21 protein-coding genes are annotated in these 21939 nt (G+C 38.3%); 20 read left to right on the top strand and 1 reads right to left on the bottom strand.

Annotated elements, in window-relative coordinates; all coding sequences use genetic code 11:
* Window positions 1-2 precede the first annotated feature (2 nt).
* The 11 genes from AZE41_RS14635 (at window position 3) to AZE41_RS14590 (ending at window position 9527) form a co-directional block, all read left to right on the top strand.
* Window positions 3-1139 carry an ankyrin repeat domain-containing protein gene (locus AZE41_RS14635; protein WP_067210848.1) on the top strand — a complete coding sequence of 379 codons (1137 nt, stop codon included), beginning with the start codon at window positions 3-5 and terminating at the stop codon, window positions 1137-1139.
* A 285-nt stretch (window positions 1140-1424) separates the two neighbouring features.
* Window positions 1425-1928 (top strand): immunity protein YezG family protein, encoded by a 504-nt coding sequence (locus tag AZE41_RS14630; protein WP_231885685.1) that lies wholly within the window; start codon window positions 1425-1427, stop codon window positions 1926-1928.
* 538 nt (window positions 1929-2466) lie between these two features.
* Window positions 2467-2709 (top strand): hypothetical protein, encoded by a 243-nt coding sequence (locus tag AZE41_RS14625; protein ID WP_067210846.1) that lies wholly within the window; start codon window positions 2467-2469, stop codon window positions 2707-2709.
* 4 nt (window positions 2710-2713) lie between these two features.
* On the top strand, window positions 2714-3151 hold the full coding sequence (locus AZE41_RS14620; protein WP_067210844.1) for an SMI1/KNR4 family protein: 438 nt from the start codon (window positions 2714-2716) through the stop codon (window positions 3149-3151).
* A 541-nt stretch (window positions 3152-3692) separates the two neighbouring features.
* Window positions 3693-5114: a ribonuclease YeeF family protein gene (locus AZE41_RS14615; protein ID WP_082786615.1), complete on the top strand. Its 1422-nt coding sequence runs from the start codon at window positions 3693-3695 to the stop codon at window positions 5112-5114.
* Window positions 5115-5250: 136 nt separating this feature from the next.
* Window positions 5251-5772 (top strand): hypothetical protein, encoded by a 522-nt coding sequence (locus AZE41_RS14610; RefSeq protein WP_067210841.1) that lies wholly within the window; start codon window positions 5251-5253, stop codon window positions 5770-5772.
* Window positions 5773-6328: 556 nt separating this feature from the next.
* The gene (locus AZE41_RS22295) at window positions 6329-7849 is read left to right on the top strand and encodes a ribonuclease YeeF family protein (protein WP_082786614.1); all 1521 of its coding nucleotides are present in this window, start codon (window positions 6329-6331) and stop codon (window positions 7847-7849) included.
* 17 nt (window positions 7850-7866) lie between these two features.
* Complete coding sequence (locus tag AZE41_RS14600; RefSeq protein WP_067210838.1) at window positions 7867-8175, top strand: hypothetical protein; 309 nt, start codon at window positions 7867-7869, stop codon at window positions 8173-8175.
* The gene (locus tag AZE41_RS23705; protein ID WP_418064626.1) at window positions 8175-8303 is read left to right on the top strand and encodes an HNH endonuclease; all 129 of its coding nucleotides are present in this window, start codon (window positions 8175-8177) and stop codon (window positions 8301-8303) included. Before AZE41_RS14600 ends, AZE41_RS23705 begins: the two co-directional genes overlap by 1 nt.
* A complete protein-coding gene (locus AZE41_RS14595) occupies window positions 8300-8767 on the top strand; it encodes an SMI1/KNR4 family protein (protein WP_067210835.1) in 468 nt (155 codons plus the stop codon). Before AZE41_RS23705 ends, AZE41_RS14595 begins: the two co-directional genes overlap by 4 nt.
* A 226-nt stretch (window positions 8768-8993) precedes the next feature.
* Complete coding sequence (locus AZE41_RS14590; RefSeq protein ID WP_067210833.1) at window positions 8994-9527, top strand: ribonuclease YeeF family protein; 534 nt, start codon at window positions 8994-8996, stop codon at window positions 9525-9527.
* Between the two features lie 384 nt (window positions 9528-9911).
* Here AZE41_RS14590 and AZE41_RS14585 read toward each other — a convergent pair whose 3' ends face one another.
* A complete protein-coding gene (locus AZE41_RS14585) occupies window positions 9912-10853 on the bottom strand; it encodes a DMT family transporter (RefSeq protein ID WP_156476061.1) in 942 nt (313 codons plus the stop codon).
* Between the two features lie 141 nt (window positions 10854-10994).
* On the opposite strand from AZE41_RS14585, the gene AZE41_RS14580 reads away from it, so the two are divergent.
* From AZE41_RS14580 to AZE41_RS14540, 9 genes are all read left to right on the top strand, one after another.
* Window positions 10995-12335, top strand: coding sequence for an aminotransferase-like domain-containing protein (locus AZE41_RS14580; protein ID WP_067210830.1), 1341 nt, complete (start codon window positions 10995-10997; stop codon window positions 12333-12335).
* A gap of 640 nt (window positions 12336-12975) precedes the next feature.
* The gene (locus AZE41_RS14575) at window positions 12976-13452 is read left to right on the top strand and encodes a DUF2975 domain-containing protein (RefSeq protein WP_067210827.1); all 477 of its coding nucleotides are present in this window, start codon (window positions 12976-12978) and stop codon (window positions 13450-13452) included.
* Window positions 13453-13462: 10 nt separating this feature from the next.
* Window positions 13463-13687 carry a helix-turn-helix domain-containing protein gene (locus tag AZE41_RS14570; RefSeq protein ID WP_067210825.1) on the top strand — a complete coding sequence of 75 codons (225 nt, stop codon included), beginning with the start codon at window positions 13463-13465 and terminating at the stop codon, window positions 13685-13687.
* Window positions 13688-14566: 879 nt separating this feature from the next.
* Window positions 14567-15361 carry an ABC transporter ATP-binding protein gene (locus AZE41_RS14565; RefSeq protein WP_067210822.1) on the top strand — a complete coding sequence of 265 codons (795 nt, stop codon included), beginning with the start codon at window positions 14567-14569 and terminating at the stop codon, window positions 15359-15361.
* 55 nt (window positions 15362-15416) lie between these two features.
* Window positions 15417-16472 carry a FecCD family ABC transporter permease gene (locus AZE41_RS14560; RefSeq protein WP_067210820.1) on the top strand — a complete coding sequence of 352 codons (1056 nt, stop codon included), beginning with the start codon at window positions 15417-15419 and terminating at the stop codon, window positions 16470-16472.
* Between the two features lie 14 nt (window positions 16473-16486).
* Window positions 16487-17506: a FecCD family ABC transporter permease gene (locus tag AZE41_RS14555; protein ID WP_067213996.1), complete on the top strand. Its 1020-nt coding sequence runs from the start codon at window positions 16487-16489 to the stop codon at window positions 17504-17506.
* Window positions 17507-17608: 102 nt separating this feature from the next.
* Window positions 17609-18592: an iron-hydroxamate ABC transporter substrate-binding protein gene (locus AZE41_RS14550; protein WP_067210817.1), complete on the top strand. Its 984-nt coding sequence runs from the start codon at window positions 17609-17611 to the stop codon at window positions 18590-18592.
* Between the two features lie 126 nt (window positions 18593-18718).
* Window positions 18719-19705, top strand: coding sequence for an ABC transporter substrate-binding protein (locus AZE41_RS14545; protein ID WP_067210814.1), 987 nt, complete (start codon window positions 18719-18721; stop codon window positions 19703-19705).
* A 125-nt stretch (window positions 19706-19830) separates the two neighbouring features.
* Entirely contained in the window at window positions 19831-21546 is a 1716-nt protein-coding gene (locus AZE41_RS14540; protein ID WP_067210812.1) for an ABC transporter ATP-binding protein, read from the top strand.
* Window positions 21547-21939: the final 393 nt, after the last annotated feature.

Raw genomic sequence — 21939 nt, 5'->3', positions numbered from 1 at the left:
ATATGGAAATTATACAACTAGCTAAAGAAATACGTACAGCTATCAAGCAAAATAATGTCGAACGAGTAGTCGAGTTAATTGGTTCAGATATGGAACTCTTGAATTTGGTGACAACATTTGGAACTTTTCTTCATGTAGCAGCCACACATGGAAAGCTTGAAATAGTCAAGAAACTTATAGAGTTAGGTGCTGACATAAATAGGCGCGGTGCTATACTTGGTGGTGGAGCAATTAATGAAGCGGCTTCAGATGGACACATTGAAATTGTGAGATATTTATTGTCCTGTGGGGCTGAATTGGATGTGAGCGAACCAGAAAGGAATCCTTTATTTTCTGCAATTCTGGGTGGACATATAGATATTGTAAAACTTCTGATTGAAAATGGAATTGATATTCATGTGAAGTACACAGGAGAATCTATGAAAAATATGGGTGCATTAGCATTTGCGCATGAACGTGGGCAAAAGGTAATTGCTGATTTATTGGATCCCGATAAAAAAGAAGAATATAAGGATACTAGGCAATATGAAACAACGGAGATTTTAGATTATATAACTGAACAGTTTGGCCCTATTGATCACACAATCAGTGAAATCATCCCTGGCAGTAAGGTAGCGGTTAATGTTCAAGTGATACTGCCATCGAAAGAACATGATTATATAACTCTTGTGACAACTGGGATGAGTGATGTTGCAATGGATGATTCAGAAGGCAGTGAGGAATTTAAGTACGCCGAATTAGTCCTGAAATTACCTGCAAATTCGCCAATCAGTAAAGAGGAAATGAAGAACAAAGATCATTATTGGCCTTTGAAGTGGCTGAGAATGGTTGCGCACATTCCGCATAAATATGATGGTTGGTTAGGTGAAGGGGTTATTCTTCCAAATGGGGAACCGCCAATGCCATTTGCAGCCACTACAGCGTTATCATGTATTTTGGTAAGTGAATCTGAAGATATGGGTAGTATTTTAGATACGGAAAATAGAATAATTAATTTTTATACGTTACTCCCTATTTATGAAGAAGAAAGAGAGATCGCATTACACAATGGGCATGACTTTTTAATGGGGAAATTCGATGAGTTTGGTATTTCAGATGTGCTTGATATAAACAGAAAAAATGTTGGTTTGGAAGGATAATGCTTGGACTATGCTGAATTACTGAGGTGACATAAAACACCATTGATAAATGTCGCATTTTTTAAAAGTACATTTGTCGATGGTGTTTTTGCATGGGGAAAAACGTATATACAGGGGAGGTAAAGTGGGTAGAAATATGGCACATGATAAAACAGTAGAGTCTGTGCATCCGTGGTATCCATCAGAGGAGGAATAAAGTTGGCTTCATAGTTTTAAAATAGGGTATAAGATTGGGAATAAAGACTGGGAGTTTGCAGACTTGAAAAATAAACCAGGAGGTAAATAATGATGGATGAAAATAAGTTGAGTAGTATTTACCAAGATATTGCTCAAACAGTGGTCGAAACGATCCCAGAAGAGTGGTCAAAAGTATTTGTATATGGTGAAATAAACGAAGATGTACGTAAAGCATACTTCTATTATTATCCAGAAAACGACGATTCTCCAATTCATAGCCATAATATCTCGCAGCTTTTTGATATAGGGGAAGAGGTCTATGATGATTTGTGGTATAAACTACTAGAAGGTTTAGAAAAACTTTGGTATGAATTTAAAAATAATAACCAGGAACCTTGGACAAATCTCACATTTATTTTTAACGGTGAAGGTAAATTAAAGATTGACTATGACTACGAGGATTTATCGGAAGCAGATGATTATGAAAGGCGAATTATTTGGAAGTATAAGTACCTAGGGCGTATACCTGAGGATGAAGACGACCAAGAATTCTTAAGGAAGTATTTACAATCAATTGAAGAAAAAGAGAATGAAAACGATAACGAACAATAATTAAAAAATCTTGATTGAACGAATATTAACCGCTCAGTCAAGATTTTTTCATATTGAACTCACATTTCGCAGCCTTCCCCAACCCTAAAGGTATTTTCTTTAATCGTGTCGAAAAGTATATTTACCTCTTTATTCGGACGGCAAAGAAGGTATTGAACTTCACAGCCAACATCCCCTTGTGAGTGGATTTCATTTGATACACTCGCTCAAAAAGCGGAAACCCCTAATCAAATGAGCTGTGCTTACTGTATCTGTTTTATGCCCTTCTTTTTTAAGCCATGCATATACTTTGGACACTGATATCATTTGTAGCACACCAGGCCGTGACGCTGGACTCACCACTCGCTTTAAATGTGTCAATCCGCACCTGCCACATGGCTCGCCGTTCGTCTCTTGTCATGAAAAAACCTCCTAACCATTGATGTTAATGTGATTATCACATAACACTAAAGAGGTTAGAAGGTGGGGAGTATTTGGCGCTTACTTTGATGCGAACCAGACGAGGGCTTTGATAACGATAGAGAATGACCTTTCCATCATGGAGACATGGCTTGAAGATATCGGAAGACTCTTCAAGGAAGGGCTCACCTGCGTCCATTTTGTGTCTAAACAGTGGGCGACAATTACACTGAAAAGTGGATTGAAAACAGCCGTCGATCAACAAACCTCTACGTTTTTAGTGGAAGTAGAGAACAGTGATCAGGCCAATCTCGAAGGTACGGAAATCGACCCCAGACATGGAAAAGGAGCACCATCAGGAAAATTATTCCCAAGGAGGTAAATATATGGCGGAATTCGAACTTATAAATGATTTAGAAAATAAAACCTATAAGGTACCTGAAGATGATATTTTAAAAGCTGAGCATAGGATGGGTATCAGTTTCCCAAATGATTTAAAACAATTATATTTAGAAGTTGGTTATGGTTTTATTAAAGGTCAAAGTACAAATGCGATAAATAGGATACTTGGACCAGGGACTGCAGCAGATTTTAGACTAAGAGAAGGTATTTTTGAATTTGACCCAGATCTCGATGAACTTTATGATGATGAAGATAAACTTATTTTCTTTGAAGTAAACGAAGGTGTATATATATCATTAGATTTGCAAATAGTAAATAATCCGGTATTTTATTTTGATATTCAAATAGCCGAGTCGCTAGAGGATTTCTTCAAGAAATTTCCCAACGATAATGAATATTATATAGATTTAATTGAGGAGTAGGCTTATAAAGTAGGGAAGTATTTGAAAAAAAGAATATGTTAATGTCAACCTGGATAGGCTAAGTACCTTTCAAGGTCTTTTATTTACATAGGTTTTTATGGTTAAAATACTTACATGTTTTAACCTAAATTCTATGAAGGTTAGCAAACTTATGAATTTAGCTATAGGTGATATTTATCCTCCAGGCAAATAATCTAGTAGGAGGTTTTAGTTTTGTGGTAAAAATTGTTGTCCAGAATACAAAAAAATGAAGAGGAATATGGAGACACACGTAGAAAGCCGGCGACCAACAAAGAACTAGAGAATATGAAACAAACTATCAAAGGAGATTTGTCGACATGACTTCACCTGAAATGTGGTTAATCAGCATCAGGTACCTGTCAATCATTCAATTGTGAAACTTTATAACAATCATGTTTTTTCCGGTGATTGTAGTCCATGTAATTACAAGGATAGTGTAAATATGGAAAAATGAACTGGATGTAACTACAAAAATTTCCATATAAAATTACTAAACTTCATAAGAAATTCAACAATAATAATGCCTTTGAACCTATCAAAGACAAGATACAGATTTATGTATTTGATAGATTCCTTTTTCATATATACCGATGGCGCTATGAAAGTAGTAAATATCAGCCCATTCCACGATGGCTTGCGGCGGAATAATACCATGCTAAATCGTTTGGAAAATGAAATGAAAGCAATCGAGACCGCAGTCGAAGGACTCGTTGCGCTGGAAGATTCATTGAAAGGACAAGTGGGAGATGCGATCCGCGCATTTTATGCGGAGTGCCACTTGCCGTTCTTAAAGTTTTTCATGACGTTCAAAAGCAATTACGCAAATGTCCTCACCCAAATGGATTCCGCACTCGATGCACTGGAACCGAATGCGAACGGGTTCATCCGTGAAACATTCCTTGAAGGAGAAGTTGAAGAAGGACTTACGGTAATTTCTAGACTGACAAGCAGTCTCACCGACGAAGCGAATGACATTATGAATCAGGTCGCCGATATCGTTGCCCTTCCACATCTGAATGATAGTGATGTGCAGGAGGGGGTTCGGGATGCACGAAGGAAACGGGATATTACGATTGCCGATTTGTATGAATTTGATGCGAACCAGACGAGGGCTTTAATAGCGATAGAGAATGACCTTTCCATCATGGAGACATGGCTTGCAGATATCGAAAGTCTCTTCAAGGAAGGGCTCACCGGCGTCCATTTTGAGTCTAAACAGTGGGCAGCAATTACACTGAATAGCGGATTGCAAACAGGAATTGATCCACAGACCTCTGCGGTTGCGGGGGGCCTAGGGAATAGTGATCAGGATAATCTGATCGGCACGGAAATCAAAGCAGGAGCCTTCCAGGCACTTGAAAGTAAAAGAACCGAGACAATCGAGCGTGGGGCTTATGGAAGCTACAACCTGTTAAAATTCCACATCTATGAAAATGGCCTGATTATTAAGGAATACCAACTTGGGACAAGAAAGCAGATTCAATACGAAGTGGTTAAAGAAGTGGAAGAAGAATTCGATGACGGTGGTGTTCGTGAGCTCGACAACTATTTTGAAGGTACGAAGCTAGCATTTGTGGATTATATCCATCCGAGGGCAATCATCCAAAAAGGCTTCAAAAAAATGGCGCTGGCTATCATCCCTGGAGTTAAGCCATCCAAATATAAAGGGAATCTTTCCGTTAAGAAGACTTCTGCAGTTGAAAATAAGTCTAAGGGTACTGGTGAAAATGTACAGGATAAAATTAATTACCCTAGCAAACCACATACTAATAAAACACCTGGACATTGGGAAGCAATGATAGATAAAGCTGATGAATTGGCCAAGAAGGATGATGTAAGTAAAATTTATTTAAACAAAGGTCTATCAAACGAAATACCAGGAATTAAACCAAATCGAAGACCTGATATAATGGTTGTTAGGAAAGATCGAAAAATTGATTAATATGAGGTTCCAAGTAAAACAGATAATGTGGAAGACTTAATTGAGAGAATGGAAGATAATCAAAGACTCTTGATAGATAGAGCTGGAGACATATTCATTTTACCGCCAAAAAAGTAAAAAGAGATGAGGTTTAGTGATGGAAGAGAGATTAACAACATCAATTGTATTATATGGTGAGATTGATTCCTTTGATTCTGAAAAGTGGTTAGATTTTTATAAATATGTTATAAATTTTATTAATTCACTTAATTTCGAGCCGAATTATATGGCCGTTTCTGGGGTGTCAATTAAAAGTAGCAAGATAACTTCACTAAAAAGAATTGAAAGGAAATTTTGTGAATCAGTGGAAAAAGGTGAAGAAATTTCATCTGTGTCTATATATAGTCTTCCAGAAGATTATGAAATAGCTGCTTTTGATTATAACGTATATATATGTAGGACTAATAGGTTGAAATATTCACATATAATAATTACGTTACCCAATGAAATATTTGACAAAGTTGATTATAAGGGGGTAATTGAAGAATTGAAAAAAAATATAGAATTCGAAAATGGTGAAGTGTTTAAGTTGTTAAATTTGGAGAGTCCCCACCTATATGCCTCCAAAGCAAACGATCCATCTTCATTTAAGACCTTAGATGTCATTTTAAAATTCTAAACATAATTTTACCTTGATTGGCTTATTACCTTTCAAGACTTTTTTCTTGATCCCACGATTTATGGTTGTAATATATTGATTTTGAAGTAACTGCTCATGATGTTAAACTGACAAACCTTCTTTATCTTGGATTGTCGGCAAACAACAAGAATAGGGTGTATGTAAATATAGCTAATAGGGGTCATAAATATGAATAGCAGGAAAGGATGAGAATTACTAGTATATTTGATGCGGTTTGAGCGCACTAATCCACGGACGGGAATATCGTCGATTTTGAATCCCCTCTTGAGCGCCAAAACAATTCCATTTAAATTATTTACTGCCTGTATCATTTGCTGTACGAATCGGAAGTCAGGTTCTAAACGAGATAACTTCTGATAGTGTAATTATGAAAAAAATGAACTGGATGTACTTACAAAGCTTTTCATAGAAAATGGTGTAGACTTTACTGATCTTCATCAGAAATTCAACAATATAAAATGCCTTGGAACCTATCAAAGAGAAGATACAGATTTATGTATTTGATAGGTTCATTTTCATATATACCGATGGAGCTATGAAAGTAGTAAATATTAGCCCATTCCACAATGGCTTGCGGCGGAATAATACCATGCTGAATCGTTTGGAAAATGAAATGAAAGCAATCGAGACCGCTGTCGAAAGACTCCTTGCGCTGGAAGATTCATTGAAAGGACAAGGAGGAGACGCAATCCGTTCATTTTATGCGGAGTGCCACCTGCCGTTCTTACAGTTTTTCATGACATTCAAAAGCATTTACGTAAATGTCCTCACCCAAATGGATTCTGCACTTGATGCATTGGAGCCGGATGCGAACGGGTTCATCCGTGAAACATTCCTTGAAGGAGAAGTTGAAGCCGGACTTACAGAAATTTCACAACTGACAAGCAGTCTCACCGACGAAGCGAACGACATTATGAATCAGGTCGCCGATATCGTTGCCCTTCCACATTTGAATGATAGTGATGTGCAGGAAGGGGTTCGGGATGAACGGAGGAAACGGGATCATACGATTGCCGATTTGTATGAATTTGATGCGAACCAGACGAGGGCTTTGATAGCGATAGAGAATGACCTGAAGACGATGGAAACATGGATTTCTGATATCGAAGGATTGTTCACTGACGGTGTGACGGCCATTGACTTCCCAATGGATAAATGGACAGCATTATCGGCGAAAAATACACTTCAGACAGATTTAGCGCAACGGACGGCCGGGATGGACGGCGTAAATGGGGGACAAGTATCCGGTGATGAACTTGGCAATCTAGTAGGGGCGAATACTTCTGAAGATGAGCAGATGAAAGCACTCTATGCCGCAATGGAAAAAGAACAACATGTGGGTAATCCTGTGAATGACTACGCAATCGATCCACATACGGGCGAATACATCATGATGAACCAAGGACTCGTTCGTGTTTCAAAGGATTACGGACCCAAAGAACTGAGCCTCATTGATAAAGCCGGGTTGGGAGTAGCTAACTTCTTAATCCTGGATGACTTAAAAACAATCACGGATCCCGATAGTTCCTACATGGCCAAGGGACTGTCCATGGCCTCGATTACCCCTTTTGGGCCAGCGATAAAAGCGGGTAACGCGGGTATTAGACTTGTTAGGAAATCTTCAATTGTGAAGTGGATAAGTCCTAAGAAAGTTGAGAAGGTTAGTGGTACGGGGATAGGTAACTCAAAATGGAAATCAGCGGAATTATTAGATGAACTGGCGAATAATGGTGTAAAATATAACCCTGATGAACTGATGGCTATTACAAAAACAGCAAGTGGTAAATTAGCCTGGATTGAAAAAGGTAATTCAAATGCTGGTTTCGAACATGTAATGCTTCATGCAGATGAGTTTGCAGCAAAGGGAATTAAATCAAATGAAATTCCAGATTTGCTGATGGAGGCGTTAAGTAAAGGGAAAGTTGTTGGAACTCAAGGTCGAGGAAACGGAAGACCAATTTATGAAGTAGTTTTCAACGGACAGAAACAAAGAGTTGCTATAACTGTTGGAAATAATGGTTTTATTGTAGGGGCAAATCCAAAATCATTACCATAATAAAAAGGGGGAGAACCATGAACATTATTAAGATATTTCTGGAATATCAATGCTACCCAATGTGGATATATAATGAACAAGGTGAATTAGTTGATAATGACTTAGTTGGAGAACTTGAGGATGAAGACGAAATTGATAATATGCTTTTAGAGATACAGAATATATACGATAGTCTCTTTGAAGACAATGCTATCAATTTTGAGTTCAAAGGATTTTCAAATGAAAATGAAAAGACCGTGTTTTTTAAGAAGGTAGAAAACACTATAACCTTAATTAAGGGGAAATTGGGGGATAAGTATTTAATTGAGAATAACGTAAAAATTTAATGAAATATAGTGAAGAAGACAGAATAGTGGAGTTAGTTGAATTTGGTGTTCACAATGTGACGAATCATAATGGTGGAAGAACCCAAAATCATTGGGCAAATAGACCAGGTGGAAGGGGGGAAATATGAAAATAGAAAAAAACTCGTATATACATGCACCTAGCAATGAGCGAATAAAAAAATTAGAGAATTACAGTAATGTAATATATCCAGAGTCATTCTTAGAGTTTATTAAACACTATAATGGTGGGATTCCTATAACTAATAAATTTCTTGTCAATGGCAAAGAAAATGTATTAGAACGCTTTTTATGTATTTCTGAAAACCCTAAGGAATCAGATTTAGGCGAGTATGATATTGCTGTTGTCTTAAGTCAAATTGACGATAGATTGACAGATAATCCAGAGTTGATTGGAGATGAATTAATCCCTATAGCCACCGCATTTGGTGGGGACTTCATTTGTTTAGATTTCCGGGAAAATATGATTCCAACAGTATCTCTTTGGTTACACGAGGAATCCGATACTTTTTATCCGGCCATAATATATGTAAGTGCTAATTTCGAGAGTTTTCTTGAGATGTTGAAAGAATAAACTTGGTAATTAATAGTCTGAATTGTTTCTGGAAGACCACAGTTATTCATGACTGTGGTCTTCATTTTTTAATTTCTAGATATTTTAGTTCACTAGAATTGTATTAATGCATAAGGAATGTTTTTAAAGACAGAATATTATAAAAATAGTTGAAAAAAGGTGTTAGGTTCTATGGCAAGCCTGAATCATTTTACAAGCAGGAACCTTTCACTTATGACTTGTTGGGATGGAAGATTCATTGAAAGGACAAGGGGGTGATGCAATCCGTGCATTTTATGCGGAGTGCCACCTGCCGTTCTTACAGTTTTTCATGACGTTCAAAAGCAATTACGTAAATGTCCTCACCCAAATGGATTCCGTACTCGATGCACTGGAACCGAATGCGAACGGGTTCATCCGTCAAACGTTCCTTGAAGGAGAAGTTGAAGAAGGACTTACGGTGATTTCTAGACTGACAAGCAGTCTCACTGACGAAGCCAACGACATTATGAATCAGGTCGCCGATATCGTTGCCCTTCCACATCTGAATGATAGTGATGTGCAGGAAGGGGTTCGGGATGCACGGAGGAAACGGGATATTACGATTGCCGATTTGTATGAATTTGATGCGAACCAGACGAGGGCTTTAATGACGATAGAGAATGACCTTTCCATCATGGAGACATGGCTTGCCGATATCGAAAGTCTCTTCAAGGGCGGGCTCACCGACGTCCATTTTGAGTCTAAACAGTGGGCGGCAATTACACTGAACAGTGATTAGAATAATCTGATCGGTACGGAAATCAAAGCAGGAGCCTTCCAGACACTTGAAAGAGTTGCATTTACGGGAGAGGAATTCCTTATGTCGACCAAAGTTCTATAGATTTTGAGATAGAACATACCTATGAAAAATTATAGAGCGTTCATATTCGCCCTCGATGTGCGAACGATTTTCTATTAAATTTATAAAAAGTTTCCGTTTGTATGGTCTTTGAAATTTGTTTTGAAAGAACCGGTAACTCAGGACTATCAATAAAAGAAACCAATAATCCACCATTTGCCTAAGCCGTAACAGCTTTGAAACCACTCGACTTCTGTTAAATCTGTATCTTTCCGAATGTACTCATCGTATTTGAAGTGCAGTATAGGGAAGTGCGTGAACTTACTAAATCTCTGAGTCTTTTGATAGGCATACATTACCCTCTTTGATCTGTTTGGATTTTCTTGAAAAGTTAACAAAGTAAATGCCAAGTAAAATCAGAAATGCTCCAATAAAATGGTGGAGGAGGAACGCCTCTTGAAGAAAGACCACCCCTGCTAAAACTGTGATGAGTGTGGCCAAATTACTAAAAATGCTCATTTGCACTGCTGGAATTTTAGCTAACACATAGTTTGAGAGAAATGACGTCAACAAAGATGAAAGCAGGCTTAAATATAGAATACTGAGTATAAACTCTCGGGAAGCAAACGATTCAAAATAACTTTCTACAGAACCATTCAATATCCGGCTTCCAAGGGAAAATGCATTAAAGAAAACAAATCCAAACAATGTGATGATATAGGTAAGCTGAAAAGGTGTGTAGTGCTTTGTTAACTTGCGGACAAGCACATGGTAAAAGGCGATGGAAAGAGACGAAAAAATAATTAGGAGACTTCCCCAAAAATTAGTGAGTCCTTGTTCTCCATTCATATTAATCATCAGATATACGACGCCTACGACAGAAAAAGCAATGCCCAATTTTTGTTTACTTGTCGAAGATTCCTTCAATAATAGGCTAGCAAGTATCAATGTGAATATGGGTACAATCGCTTGAAAAATTCCAGCCTGGGAAGAAGATATATAGCTGAGCCCATATACTTGAAATCCGAAAAACAATACTGGATACAACAAGGCAATCATGAGAAACAAGGAAAGATGCTGCTTCTGAATCCGTATCCGTCTTTTTTGAAAAAGCAAAATAAGGCTTGCACCGACCCAGGCAATCGTGAAGCGGTGGGCTAAAGTTTCAAGTGGGGACGCTGTGCTTAATGTCCACTTAACAAACAAGAAAGATAAACCTATAATAATTGAAAATGAAATAGCTGCTATCAATGTCTTGGGATGCATGGTTTCCCTCCTTTTCTTCATTAGGTTAAGCATATAGGTATTCCTATACCGAAGTTTCGAAAAAAAATGTAACTGTACCGGTACAGTAAAAGGGTATAATGAGGAAAAGTTCCAAGTGGATTGAATAAGGAGGTCAGGTAGATGAGAAAGTACATGCTTGTTTACCAAATGCTAAAAGAACAAATTGAAACGGAACAGTTGCAGGCAGGTCAGAAAATATCTTCTATTCGGTCCCTCAGCGAACGTTTGGGTGTAAATAAAACAACGATTATTGCTGCACTACAAATGTTAGAACAGCAACACCTGGTATACGCTGTTCCGAAAAGTGGATATTACGTGATGGATCATCTAAAAATGGTAGAACCAAAAATGAATTATGCCTATGATTTTGCGACAGCTACTCCAACGTGGCATGCTTTCCCATTTCAAGATTTCCAACACTGCATTAATAAAGCGATTGATACATATCAGGAAGAATTATTTAACTATGGGACACCTCAGGGAATGCCAGCCTTACTGAACGAAGGCAGAAAGCTTTTAGAGGATTACCAGGTATTCAGCAAACCGTCCCAGTTATTCATAACTTCTGGTATTCAGCAAGCACTATTCATATTAAGTATGATGCCCTTTCCTAACGGAGGATCAACAATTCTGGTTGAAGAGCCAACCTATCACCTCTATCTTCAGCAACTTCAAACCTACAATTTGTCAGTAAAGGGAATCAAACGCAATACAGAAGGAATAGACTTAGAAGAACTGGAACGGATATTTCAGCAAGGGGATATTAAATTCTTCTATACCATGCCAAGATTTCACAATCCTTTGGGGTGTTCCTATGATACTGCGACGATAAAGGCGATTGTCAAACTCGCAAAAACATACAACGTCTATCTGGTGGAGGATGATTACTTGGCTGACTTTGAATACCGTCAGCGCAGAGATCCGCTTTATGCTTTTGATGCTGAAGAAATGGTCATTTACTTAAAAAGCTTCTCCAAAATCATGTTTCCTGGCTTGCGTCTTGGCCTCGTTGTCTTACCCTCTCAATTGGTCCCTGTATTTCAGAAGTTCAAGAATACAACTGACATTGACAGCTCTATGGTCTCACAGGCAGCGCTAGCTCTTTACCTTAAAAGCGGCATGTTTGCTCATTACCAAGAGAAGGTGAGCAAGGCTTATATCGGGCGCGCTAAAGTCTTACAAGAGGCACTAGAAAATCACTTACCCGAAATAGAAAAAGCCGCTGAACTAGTGATGCACACTAGTCTAAAAGTTCCTCCGAATATCAATTTGGGTTCTTTAATTGAGGATTGCCGCAAAAATAATGTTTTTATCGAAGCTGTGAACGGGAATTACTTAGAAGGAAGTTATGTCGACAGAATTTTAAAACTGAATGTTTCCAATCTACATGTTGACTGGATTGACGGAGGCATACAACTCATTGCTGAACAATTAAGAAGTTCAAACCATTACTTCCAATGAGCCAATTAAAGAGTCAACGTATGATTCAATTCAAAGCTGTTTCATAACTTAATACCTTTTTCTATCAGAACCAAAAAGAGATTAAGGATATTTTTCCATGACCTTTTTACATATCTCACATTTCTGTTTGAACAACTAGCCAATGTAGATACAGAAGATATTAATGTTTTGATCAGCTACTTCCAAATAAGTGTGGATTATATTTTACGCTTACGTTATATACACAATAGTCATATGCGGATTGCTACCCATGCTTCATGTTATCTAAACAAACCAATGATTGGTATCGAGAAAAGTTATTTGAAACTACAGGATATCGATTTTGTAATGGTTGAAAATTAGAAAGGCGCATATACAGATATAGTAATTAAAAATGATCTATATGGAAGATACTTATGAGCGAGAGAAAATGTAAAATCCATTTTTGTTTCCAACGGCAACTGGATGGAACAAGTTATAAATTGAATACATTAAGTTGAAAAGCATTTCTTTGTAATGAAAATGCTTTTTTTCTATGTCTAAAATTAAAAGGATATTCATATAACGATAAAAATATGGTTGAAAATGATAATAGTTTATTGTTAAACGATAAAGCGTGTGCTAAAATAATATTAATAATAGATAAGTGAGGTGTTTTTTTTTGAAACAAGGTTCAACACTCTTTTTAAAGATAGCTGTATTTCTTATTGGAATCCCAGTTCTTGCTTTGTGCATATTCGGGTTACCTTGGTTAACTAATAATCCAGTAGATCCAGACTATGCCCACATACTATATCCCATTTTAATAGGCATGTATGTATCAGTTATCCCGTTTTTCTTTGCATTGTATCAGGCATTTAAACTTTTAAGCTATATTGACAAGAACCAATCTTTCTCTGAACTGTCTGTCAAATCTCTGAAAAAAATCAAGTTTTGTGCAATGTCAATCAGTGGTTTGTATGTTGTAATTATCCCATTTGTTTATCTTATAGCGGATCTAGACGATGCTCCAGGTCTCATAATAATAGGAATGGTTCCTATCTTTGCTTCAATGGTAATCGCAGTATTCGCTGCTGTTCTTCAAAGACTTTTACAAGAAGCGATTGATATAAAATCGGAAAATGACTTAATAGTCTGAGGTGATAACGATGGCAATTATAATCAATATTGATGTGATGCTGGCTAAAAGGAAAATGAGCGTTACGGAACTTTCGGAGAGGGTTGGAATTACGATGGCTAATCTTTCTATATTGAAAAATGGAAAGGCAAAGGCGGTTCGACTATCGACTTTAGAGGCGATTTGTAAGGCTTTAGACTGTCAGCCTGGAGATGTTTTAGAATACAAAAGTGATGAAGACACGATGCTTAATTGATAGAGCCTCTGGACGCTGGAGGACTCCCGCAGTCACCGTCATATAGACGAATTGATGGTAATTGCATATATTTAAATAAGGATAACCTTGCTATATCGGCAAGGTTATCCTTATTTATATTAAAGAAAATATACTATATTTGTTGAATTAAAGAATCCCATTGAAGCTGTGGCGCTCAATAAGGAGAGAGTTGTAATTCGGGGTGTGGATTGTAGAACGCTTTGCGCTTTGGGATGTCTTTACCGCGCCTTCGCTAGGGTGTTCATTATCGAGAGAAATGTGATTTTGAGATGTACATGCTGAGATTATAAGGTGATTACTAGTTGTTATTAATTATATTCAAGAAAGACGCACTCCAGGTTGCAGAGCTCATCACAAATTATGAAATGCTCTTTCTCACATAGACCCATCCAGCGAAGGCGCGACTTCGTGGTAGCCGGAGCGATAAGACTGAAAGGGGTCTTCTTTCTGGCTTATCGCGGGAGGCATCCACAAAGCGTCCAAGCGGTATTGGCGGGAATTCTAATTAGTTCTAAGTATCGGGATTTTTTCAGTGATCTCCCAAAAGTCCTTGTAAAGCGCATACGCCGTATTCATTTATAAAAAGAAATCCAAATTTAAGACAATCAACGTTGCCCTCCACCTCCCGTAACGATGCGATTATTGAAGGTCCACTACAATCAAATACTGCACCAAAAAACTAATCTCACTTTAACTTCTGTAAGCTGTTGACAATCTTCTAAAAAGTATCTAGTATATAAATGAGAGTGATAATCGTTATCAATTAAATTTAACGTATAACTAATCCTTAGAAAAGTAAAAGAAGGAAAGAAACCTTAATCAATCGATACGATTACATATAGAAAGGAAGTACTGAAAATGTCAGCTATTACAGTAGATCAAGTTGCGATTGGTTATTCAAGCACACTAATAATTGATGAATTAAGTGTGTCTATTCCTGAAAAAAAGATAACTACGATCATTGGTCCGAATGGCTGTGGGAAATCTACTTTATTGAAAGCGATTTCGCGCGTATTGAAAACGAAAAGCGGTGCGGTCTATCTTGATGGACGTGCAATCCATCAGTTAGAAACGAAAGAAGTAGCCAAGAAGATGGCGATTTTGCCACAGTCAGCTAACGCTCCAGGGGGACTTACTGTATTTGAATTGGTTTCCTATGGCCGTTTCCCGCACCAAAGTGGCTTTGGTTCATTAAAGAAGGAAGATTATGAGTATATTTACTGGGCAATTGAAGTAACCGGATTAAATGAGTTTAAGGATCGCCCTGTTGAAGCATTATCAGGTGGACAAAGGCAACGCGTGTGGATTGCGATGGCGCTTGCGCAGGACACTGAAATTCTAATTCTCGACGAACCGACTACATATTTAGATTTAGCGCATCAACTCGATATCTTACTTCTCCTACAGCGACTTAATGAGGAGGAAGGCCGGACAATTGTCATGGTTCTTCACGATTTGAATCATGCATCCCGTTTTTCTGATTATTTGATTGCCATGAAAGATGGCACATTAGTAAAAGAGGGGACACCAGAAGAAGTGATGACTTGTGCTAATTTACAGCTTGTATTTAACATAGACGCCAGGATTACAACTTGTCCATTTAGTGAAAATCCAATTTGTCTATCGTATCAATTGTGTCAGAAGGAACGGTAACCCTTTTTCTCAATGAGGTATGCCGTTTGTAAGTTCGTTTTGGGGAGGAAAATGTATGTCTGCTTCAGCAGAGGTTTCTGCCGAGATAGAAAAGCTAACAGAAATTAAGAAACACTCACATCCAATTGTGGCTGTTGTTGTTTTATTCGGAGGCATGTTTGCATTACTTGTTGCAATTGGTCTATCCATTTCATTTGGAGCTGCAGACATTAAGTTAGCAACTGTTTGGACGGCTGTGTTTCATTTTGATCCTGATCTAACACAGCATCAAATTATTCGAGAAATACGCATGCCGCGCGTTCTTGGTGCTGCAATGGTTGGATCATGTTTTGCTGTAGCTGGTGCACTTATGCAGGGGATGACTCGGAATCCACTAGCGGATTCCGGTCTTTTGGGCTTAAATGCAGGTGCTGCATTTATGCTGGCACTCTGTTTTGCTTTTTTGCCCGGCCTACCATATATGTACTTAATCATGTATTCCTTTTTAGGTGCTGGTTTAGGTGTTGGAATCGTGTATGGAGTCGGCTCGATGTCACGAGGCGGTTTGACTCCAATGCGACTTGTCCTTGCTGGGGCTGCAGTAAGCGCATTGTTAGGAGCACTTAGCGAAGGAGTTGCCCTTTATTTTCGTATTGGGCAAGATTTAGCCTTTTGGTATGCTGGCGGTGTATCGGGAACGAAATGGGTTCATCTCCAAATCATGACCCCATGGATTATCGTTGCAATGATTGGTGCACTGATTCTTTCACGTTCAATCACACTCTTAAGCCTTGGAGAAGAAGTAGCAATTGGACTAGGACAACGAACAAAGACGATTAAACTAGTTGGGATGATTATTGTGCTAATCCTAGCTGGAGCTGCTGTTTCTGTAGTAGGGGCAGTTGGTTTTGTTGGATTAATCGTTCCTCATCTTACTCGTTTTCTAGTTGGTCATGATTATCGTTGGATTATTCCTTGTTCAATTGTGCTGGGTGGTCTTTTAGTAGTTTTGGCTGATCTCGGAGCACGAATGATTAATCCTCCATATGAAACACCAATTGGCGCATTGATTGCGTTAATCGGGGTTCCGTTCTTCCTGTATCTTGCACGAAAAGGAGGAAAAGAACTATGAAAGAAAAGATTAATATGACAAAGAACCAACATCGGGCAAAGACTAAAAATCTGATGATTATCGGTGTTCTTGGATTGCTCATTGTCGTTGCTTTCATGATTAGCATGAATACCGGTTTTATTAAATTGACACCGCTTGAAGTGATCCGAACGTTGTTTGGGTTTGGAACGGAGAAGCAACACCTCATTCTATTTGAATTTCGATTACCTCGTATAGTTATTGCAGTATTGGTAGGGATGGGACTAGCAGTTTCGGGCTGTGTGCTACAAGGGATATCCCGTAATGCTTTGGCGGATCCGGGCATATTGGGGATTAACGCAGGTGCTGGGCTAGCTGTCATGCTATTTATATCATTTTTCCCATCAACTACAGCTACACCTGTCTTTTTACTTCCTGTTTTAGCGTTTTTAGGAGCAGGAATAACAGCGGTGATCATTTATTCGTTAGCTTATAAACTACATGAGGGAATTTCACCTATGCGGCTACTGCTCACGGGTGTGGCAGTAGCGGCCGGTATTAGTTCGGTCATGATTGTTTTAACACTGCGCTTAAGTCCAGAGAATTATCAATTTGTTGCTACTTGGTTAGCGGGCAGTATTTGGGGGTCAAATTGGAAATTTGTGCTGTCCTTGTTGCCCTGGATCCTCGTTTTAATACCATTTGTATTTTCGAAAGCACGTGTATTAAACGTACTAAATTTAGGAGATTTAACAGCAGCTGGCTTAGGTGCCTCGATTGAAAAAGAGCGGCGTATATTACTTGCTGCAGCTGTTGGATTAGCGGGAGCTAGCGTGTCAGTTAGTGGTGGTATCGGATTTGTAGGGCTGATTGGTCCTCATTTGGCACGTCAATTAGTCGGATCTAGACATCAATTTTTAATACCAGCTGCAGCTTTGACCGGGGGGTTGTTAGTCCTTGTTGCGGATACACTTGGTCGTTGGATACTACAGCCATCAGAGATACCAGCAGGAATTGTCGTCGCTGTTATTGGGGCACCGTACTTCCTTTACCTATTGTCACGCTTGAAAGATTGATGTATCTGAGCCATCGTCTGTGTAAAAATCCTTATGAAGTTATTGTACTCTATAGAATTGTTATTTCTTTGATAAAAAAATGAATAGTAGGAGAATGAATCGATGTTAACTAATAAAAAAAGAACTGTAATCATGTCTAGTTTTCTAGCACTATCACTAACTTTAGTTGGGTGTGGCGACACTAGTGAAAATGGTGCCAAAACCAAAGATACCAAAACAGAACAGGCAGCTGAAGAGCTTTCAACGGAACGAATACTAACAGATGCAATGGGGCATGAAGTGACAATACCTGCAAAACCTGAGCGTATTATTGCTTCTTATTTAGAAGATAATTTAGTAGCACTCGATATTACGCCTCTTGCACAGTGGACAGTAAATGACGGCGCATCGATTCAAAATTATTTACAAGACTATTTAAAAGACGTACCGACAATTCCATATGACCTTCCATTTGAAGTCGTGACAAGCTTTTCTCCGGATTTACTCGTTATGAGCTCTGCGGAAGCAGTGGAGGGGGGGAAATACGAGCAGTATTCAAAAATTGCGCCTACATATGTGCTTGAAGTAGAGAATAACAGTGATTGGCGCGAAAAATTATTAAAAGTAGGTGAGATTTTCGAGAAAACGGATGAAGCAAAACAGGTATTAGAAGAATATGAGAAAAAAGCAACGGACTCAAAGAAGATTATACAGGATTCGATTGGCTCTGAATCAGCTGCAGCTGTTTGGCTCGTTAATAATACATTCTTTATAGTTAGCGAAAATGTATCCAGTGGAGCTGTCTTATACGGTGATCTTGGTCTTTCAACTCCAAATGTAGTCAAAGAAATTTCAAGCACCGCTACAGGAAATTGGTCGGAGATTTCCTTAGAACGATTAGCTGAACTAGATGCAGATCATATCTTCTTGATTAATAGTGATAAAGGAAATGGCGCAGAAATGTTACTGGATCCAGTATGGAAAAATATACCGGCCGTGAAAAATGGACATATTTATGAATATGCCGCTGAGACTAGCTGGTTATATTCAGGACCGATTGCTAATACTCAAATTATTGATGGTGTTGTAGAATCACTTACCAAGTAAAACTCGTATAGAAGAGAATATAATCAACTCCAATTTTAAACAATAACACGTTAAAATTGACGTAGTTGGCTATATTTTTTTATATGCCATTGAGAATGAAAATCGTTATCAATAAGGAGGATATCAATGTTTAAGAATAAATCTCAACTTATCTTTAGTCTATTACTCGTTATACTTACTATAATGATTGCTGCTTGTGGAAGTTCGAGCAGTCAAACATCAGATACTAAGAAAGGTACGGAAGAAGCAAAGAATGATAAGTCTGAAAGTGAACAACCAGAAACAAGAATTGTTAAAACAATTCACGGCGATATTGAAATACCGGCAAACGCAAAAAGGATTGTTGTAGATAGCTATTTACCTACACTACTTATTCTTGGAGAAAAACCAGTTGGTGCAACAAAAACAGATCTTGAGAACGTACATATACAGGATTTGATAACTGGTATTGAGAGTACCGGCGAGAGTGCTGTGGAAACAATATTGGGTTTAAATCCAGATTTGATTATTAGTGCGGATTCTGAAAAAAGCACATTTGAGAAGTTTTCCAAAATGGCACCTACTGTGATTATTCCCTACGAAACATATAGCGATGCTTACGAGGAAGTAAGAGCAATTGGGGAGATGCTAGGCAAAAGCAAAGAAGCAGAAGAATGGCTGACTTCTTTTGATGAGAAAATTCAACAACAAAGAGATAAAGTCAAGGAGGTAATGGGAGAGGGAGAAACAGTTTCTATCTTCGGCGCATTCGGTAAAGACTCGTACATCTATGGTGATGGCATTTATCGAGGCGGACAAGCAATCTACAAGCATCTTCAGTTAACTCCGCAGGAGCGTATTAAAACAGAGTTAATAGATGCTGGGGAGACATTCAAACAAGTTTCCTTTGAAGTACTGACTGATTATGCTGGTGATTATATCTTTTTCGATCAATCACATGGTGGTACGTTAGATAAAGAGGATCTTGTTTGGGAATCTGTAGATGCAGTCAAAAAGAATAATGTTTTCTATCTTGATGGAAAACGGTTTTGGCCATATGATCCGATTGCTGTGTTAGCACAAGCGGAAGAAGTAGCGGATATGCTTGTCGCTAAGAAACAGAACGAAAAATAATTCATAAAGGCTAGGCTAGTTCTGTATGGGGCTTGATGTCAGACCTAGCCTCTTAACATTTTCACCAAGTGAATAGTTGATGAAGGCCCCACACAAAAACAATAATGTAAGGAACGTGATACCTATTGCTAAAACGTTTTTTCTCTTATTATAAACCATATAAAAAACTTTTCATTTTGGACTTTTCCTGTGCAGTCATTGCCGCATTACTAGAGTTAGCCTTTCCACTAGCGGTCCATCGTGTAGTGGATGATTTATTACCAAGCTCAAACTGGACCTGGATTCTATGGGGGTGTGTCTCGTTACTTGGAATTTATATTATCAGTGCAGCTCTCCATTATGTTGTCACTTACTGGGGCCATAAGCTGGGCATTAATATAGAATCGGATATGCGAAAAGATCTCTTTACGCATGTACAGAAGTTATCGTTCAGATTTTTTGATAATAATAAAACAGGTCATTTAGTTTCTAGAATGACAAACGATTTAATGGATATTGGTGAAATCGCGCATCATGGACCGGAGGATTTCTTCATAGCACTTATGACACTCACTGGTGCATTTGCAATTATGTTCACGATAAACCCAGAATTAGCTGTACTCACTTTTATTATTGTTCCACTTATTATTAGTCTTTCTTTGTACTTCAGTAAGAAAATGTCTGTAGCATTTAGCCGCTTCTTTACGGATATTGCAGATTTTAATGCACGTGTAGAAAATAATGTGAGTGGAATGCGCGTTGTTCAAGCATTTTCCAATGAAGATCATGAAATTGCTCAATTCAATAAAAACAACGTTCGTTTTCGTGATTCAAAGTTAATCGCTTATCGTGTTATGGCTTGGAATTCATCGATTAGCTATATTCTCATGAAAATTGTCACATTGTTTGTTCTACTATGCGGAACATGGTTTGTTATCAATAAAAACATGACGTACGGAGAGTTCCTTGCCTTTATCCTACTGTCGAATGTGTTTTTAGGACCGATTCAGCAAATCAATGGTGTTATTGAAATGTATCCCAAAGGAATTGCTGGATTCAAGCGATTTACTGAAATGCTAGATACAGAGCCAGATGTAGCAGATGCTCCGGATGCAATGGATGTCGGACATTTGGAAGGAAATATAAAGTTCCAGGACGTATCGTTTGGGTATGAAGGTAAAGATAATGTGTTGGAGCATATTAATTTAACGATTCGTGCTGGAGAAACAGTAGCCCTTGTTGGACCATCAGGTGCTGGAAAAACGACGATTTGTAGTCTATTACCTCGTTTTTACGATATAAAGGAAGGTTCTTTACTGATTGATGGAATTGAAACTAGAAAAATGACCCTTGCCTCTCTCCGTGCCCAAATTGGAATTGTTCAACAAGATGTATTTCTATTTGACGGATCGATTCGAGAGAATATCGCATATGGCGATCTAGATGCTTCAGAAGAAGAGATATGGGAAGCGGCGAAAAGAGCTCAGTTGGAAGATATTATTCTTTCTCAATCAGAAGGAATGGATACGATGATAGGAGAGCGTGGTGTTAAACTTTCGGGTGGACAAAAACAGCGTCTATCTATAGCTCGAATGTTCCTGAAAAATCCATCTATCCTCATTTTGGATGAAGCTACATCAGCACTTGATACTGAAACTGAGGTCGCAATTCAACAGGCCTTAACTGAATTATCTAAAGGGCGTACAACACTTGTGATTGCACATCGATTAGCAACGATTAAAAATGCAGATCGGATAATTGTTGTGACAGAGGAAGGTATTACAGAACAAGGCAGTCATCAAGAGTTACTCGATCTAAAAGGGGCTTATAATAGACTACACGAAGCACAATTTGGTGTGTAAAAGAGAACCCAAGCTATGGAAAGAAAATGACACTCTAGCACTTTCTACAGTGTGTACCTTACTTACTTTTAAAAAAGAGTATGCATCTTATCATGCAATGGACTATAAGAAAGAGACTCTTTCTTAAATAAAAAAGACAAGACTCTGGAGAAGACATCAGCCGCCAAAATTGTATCTTTGGCGGCTTTTACACAGATTAGAAGCCCAGCTATTCTCTCGTCCGGAAAAACGTTAGCACTTTGTGTACGTATGCATTTGGAGCGCGAAGGATGAATAAACACCATACGATTATCAAAAAAATGTGTAGGGATGTGATGAACTTGCATTCCTACACACCAAGACATCTTGGTAATCGTATAGAGGTCGTTTAATCCAAAAGCGATCCAATTATAC

The organism is Sporosarcina psychrophila (assembly GCF_001590685.1).
Taxonomy (GTDB): Bacteria; Bacillota; Bacilli; order Bacillales_A; family Planococcaceae; genus Sporosarcina; species Sporosarcina psychrophila.
The sequence above is the reverse complement of the archived record's forward strand: the minus strand, read 5'-3'. Positions and strand labels throughout refer to the sequence as shown.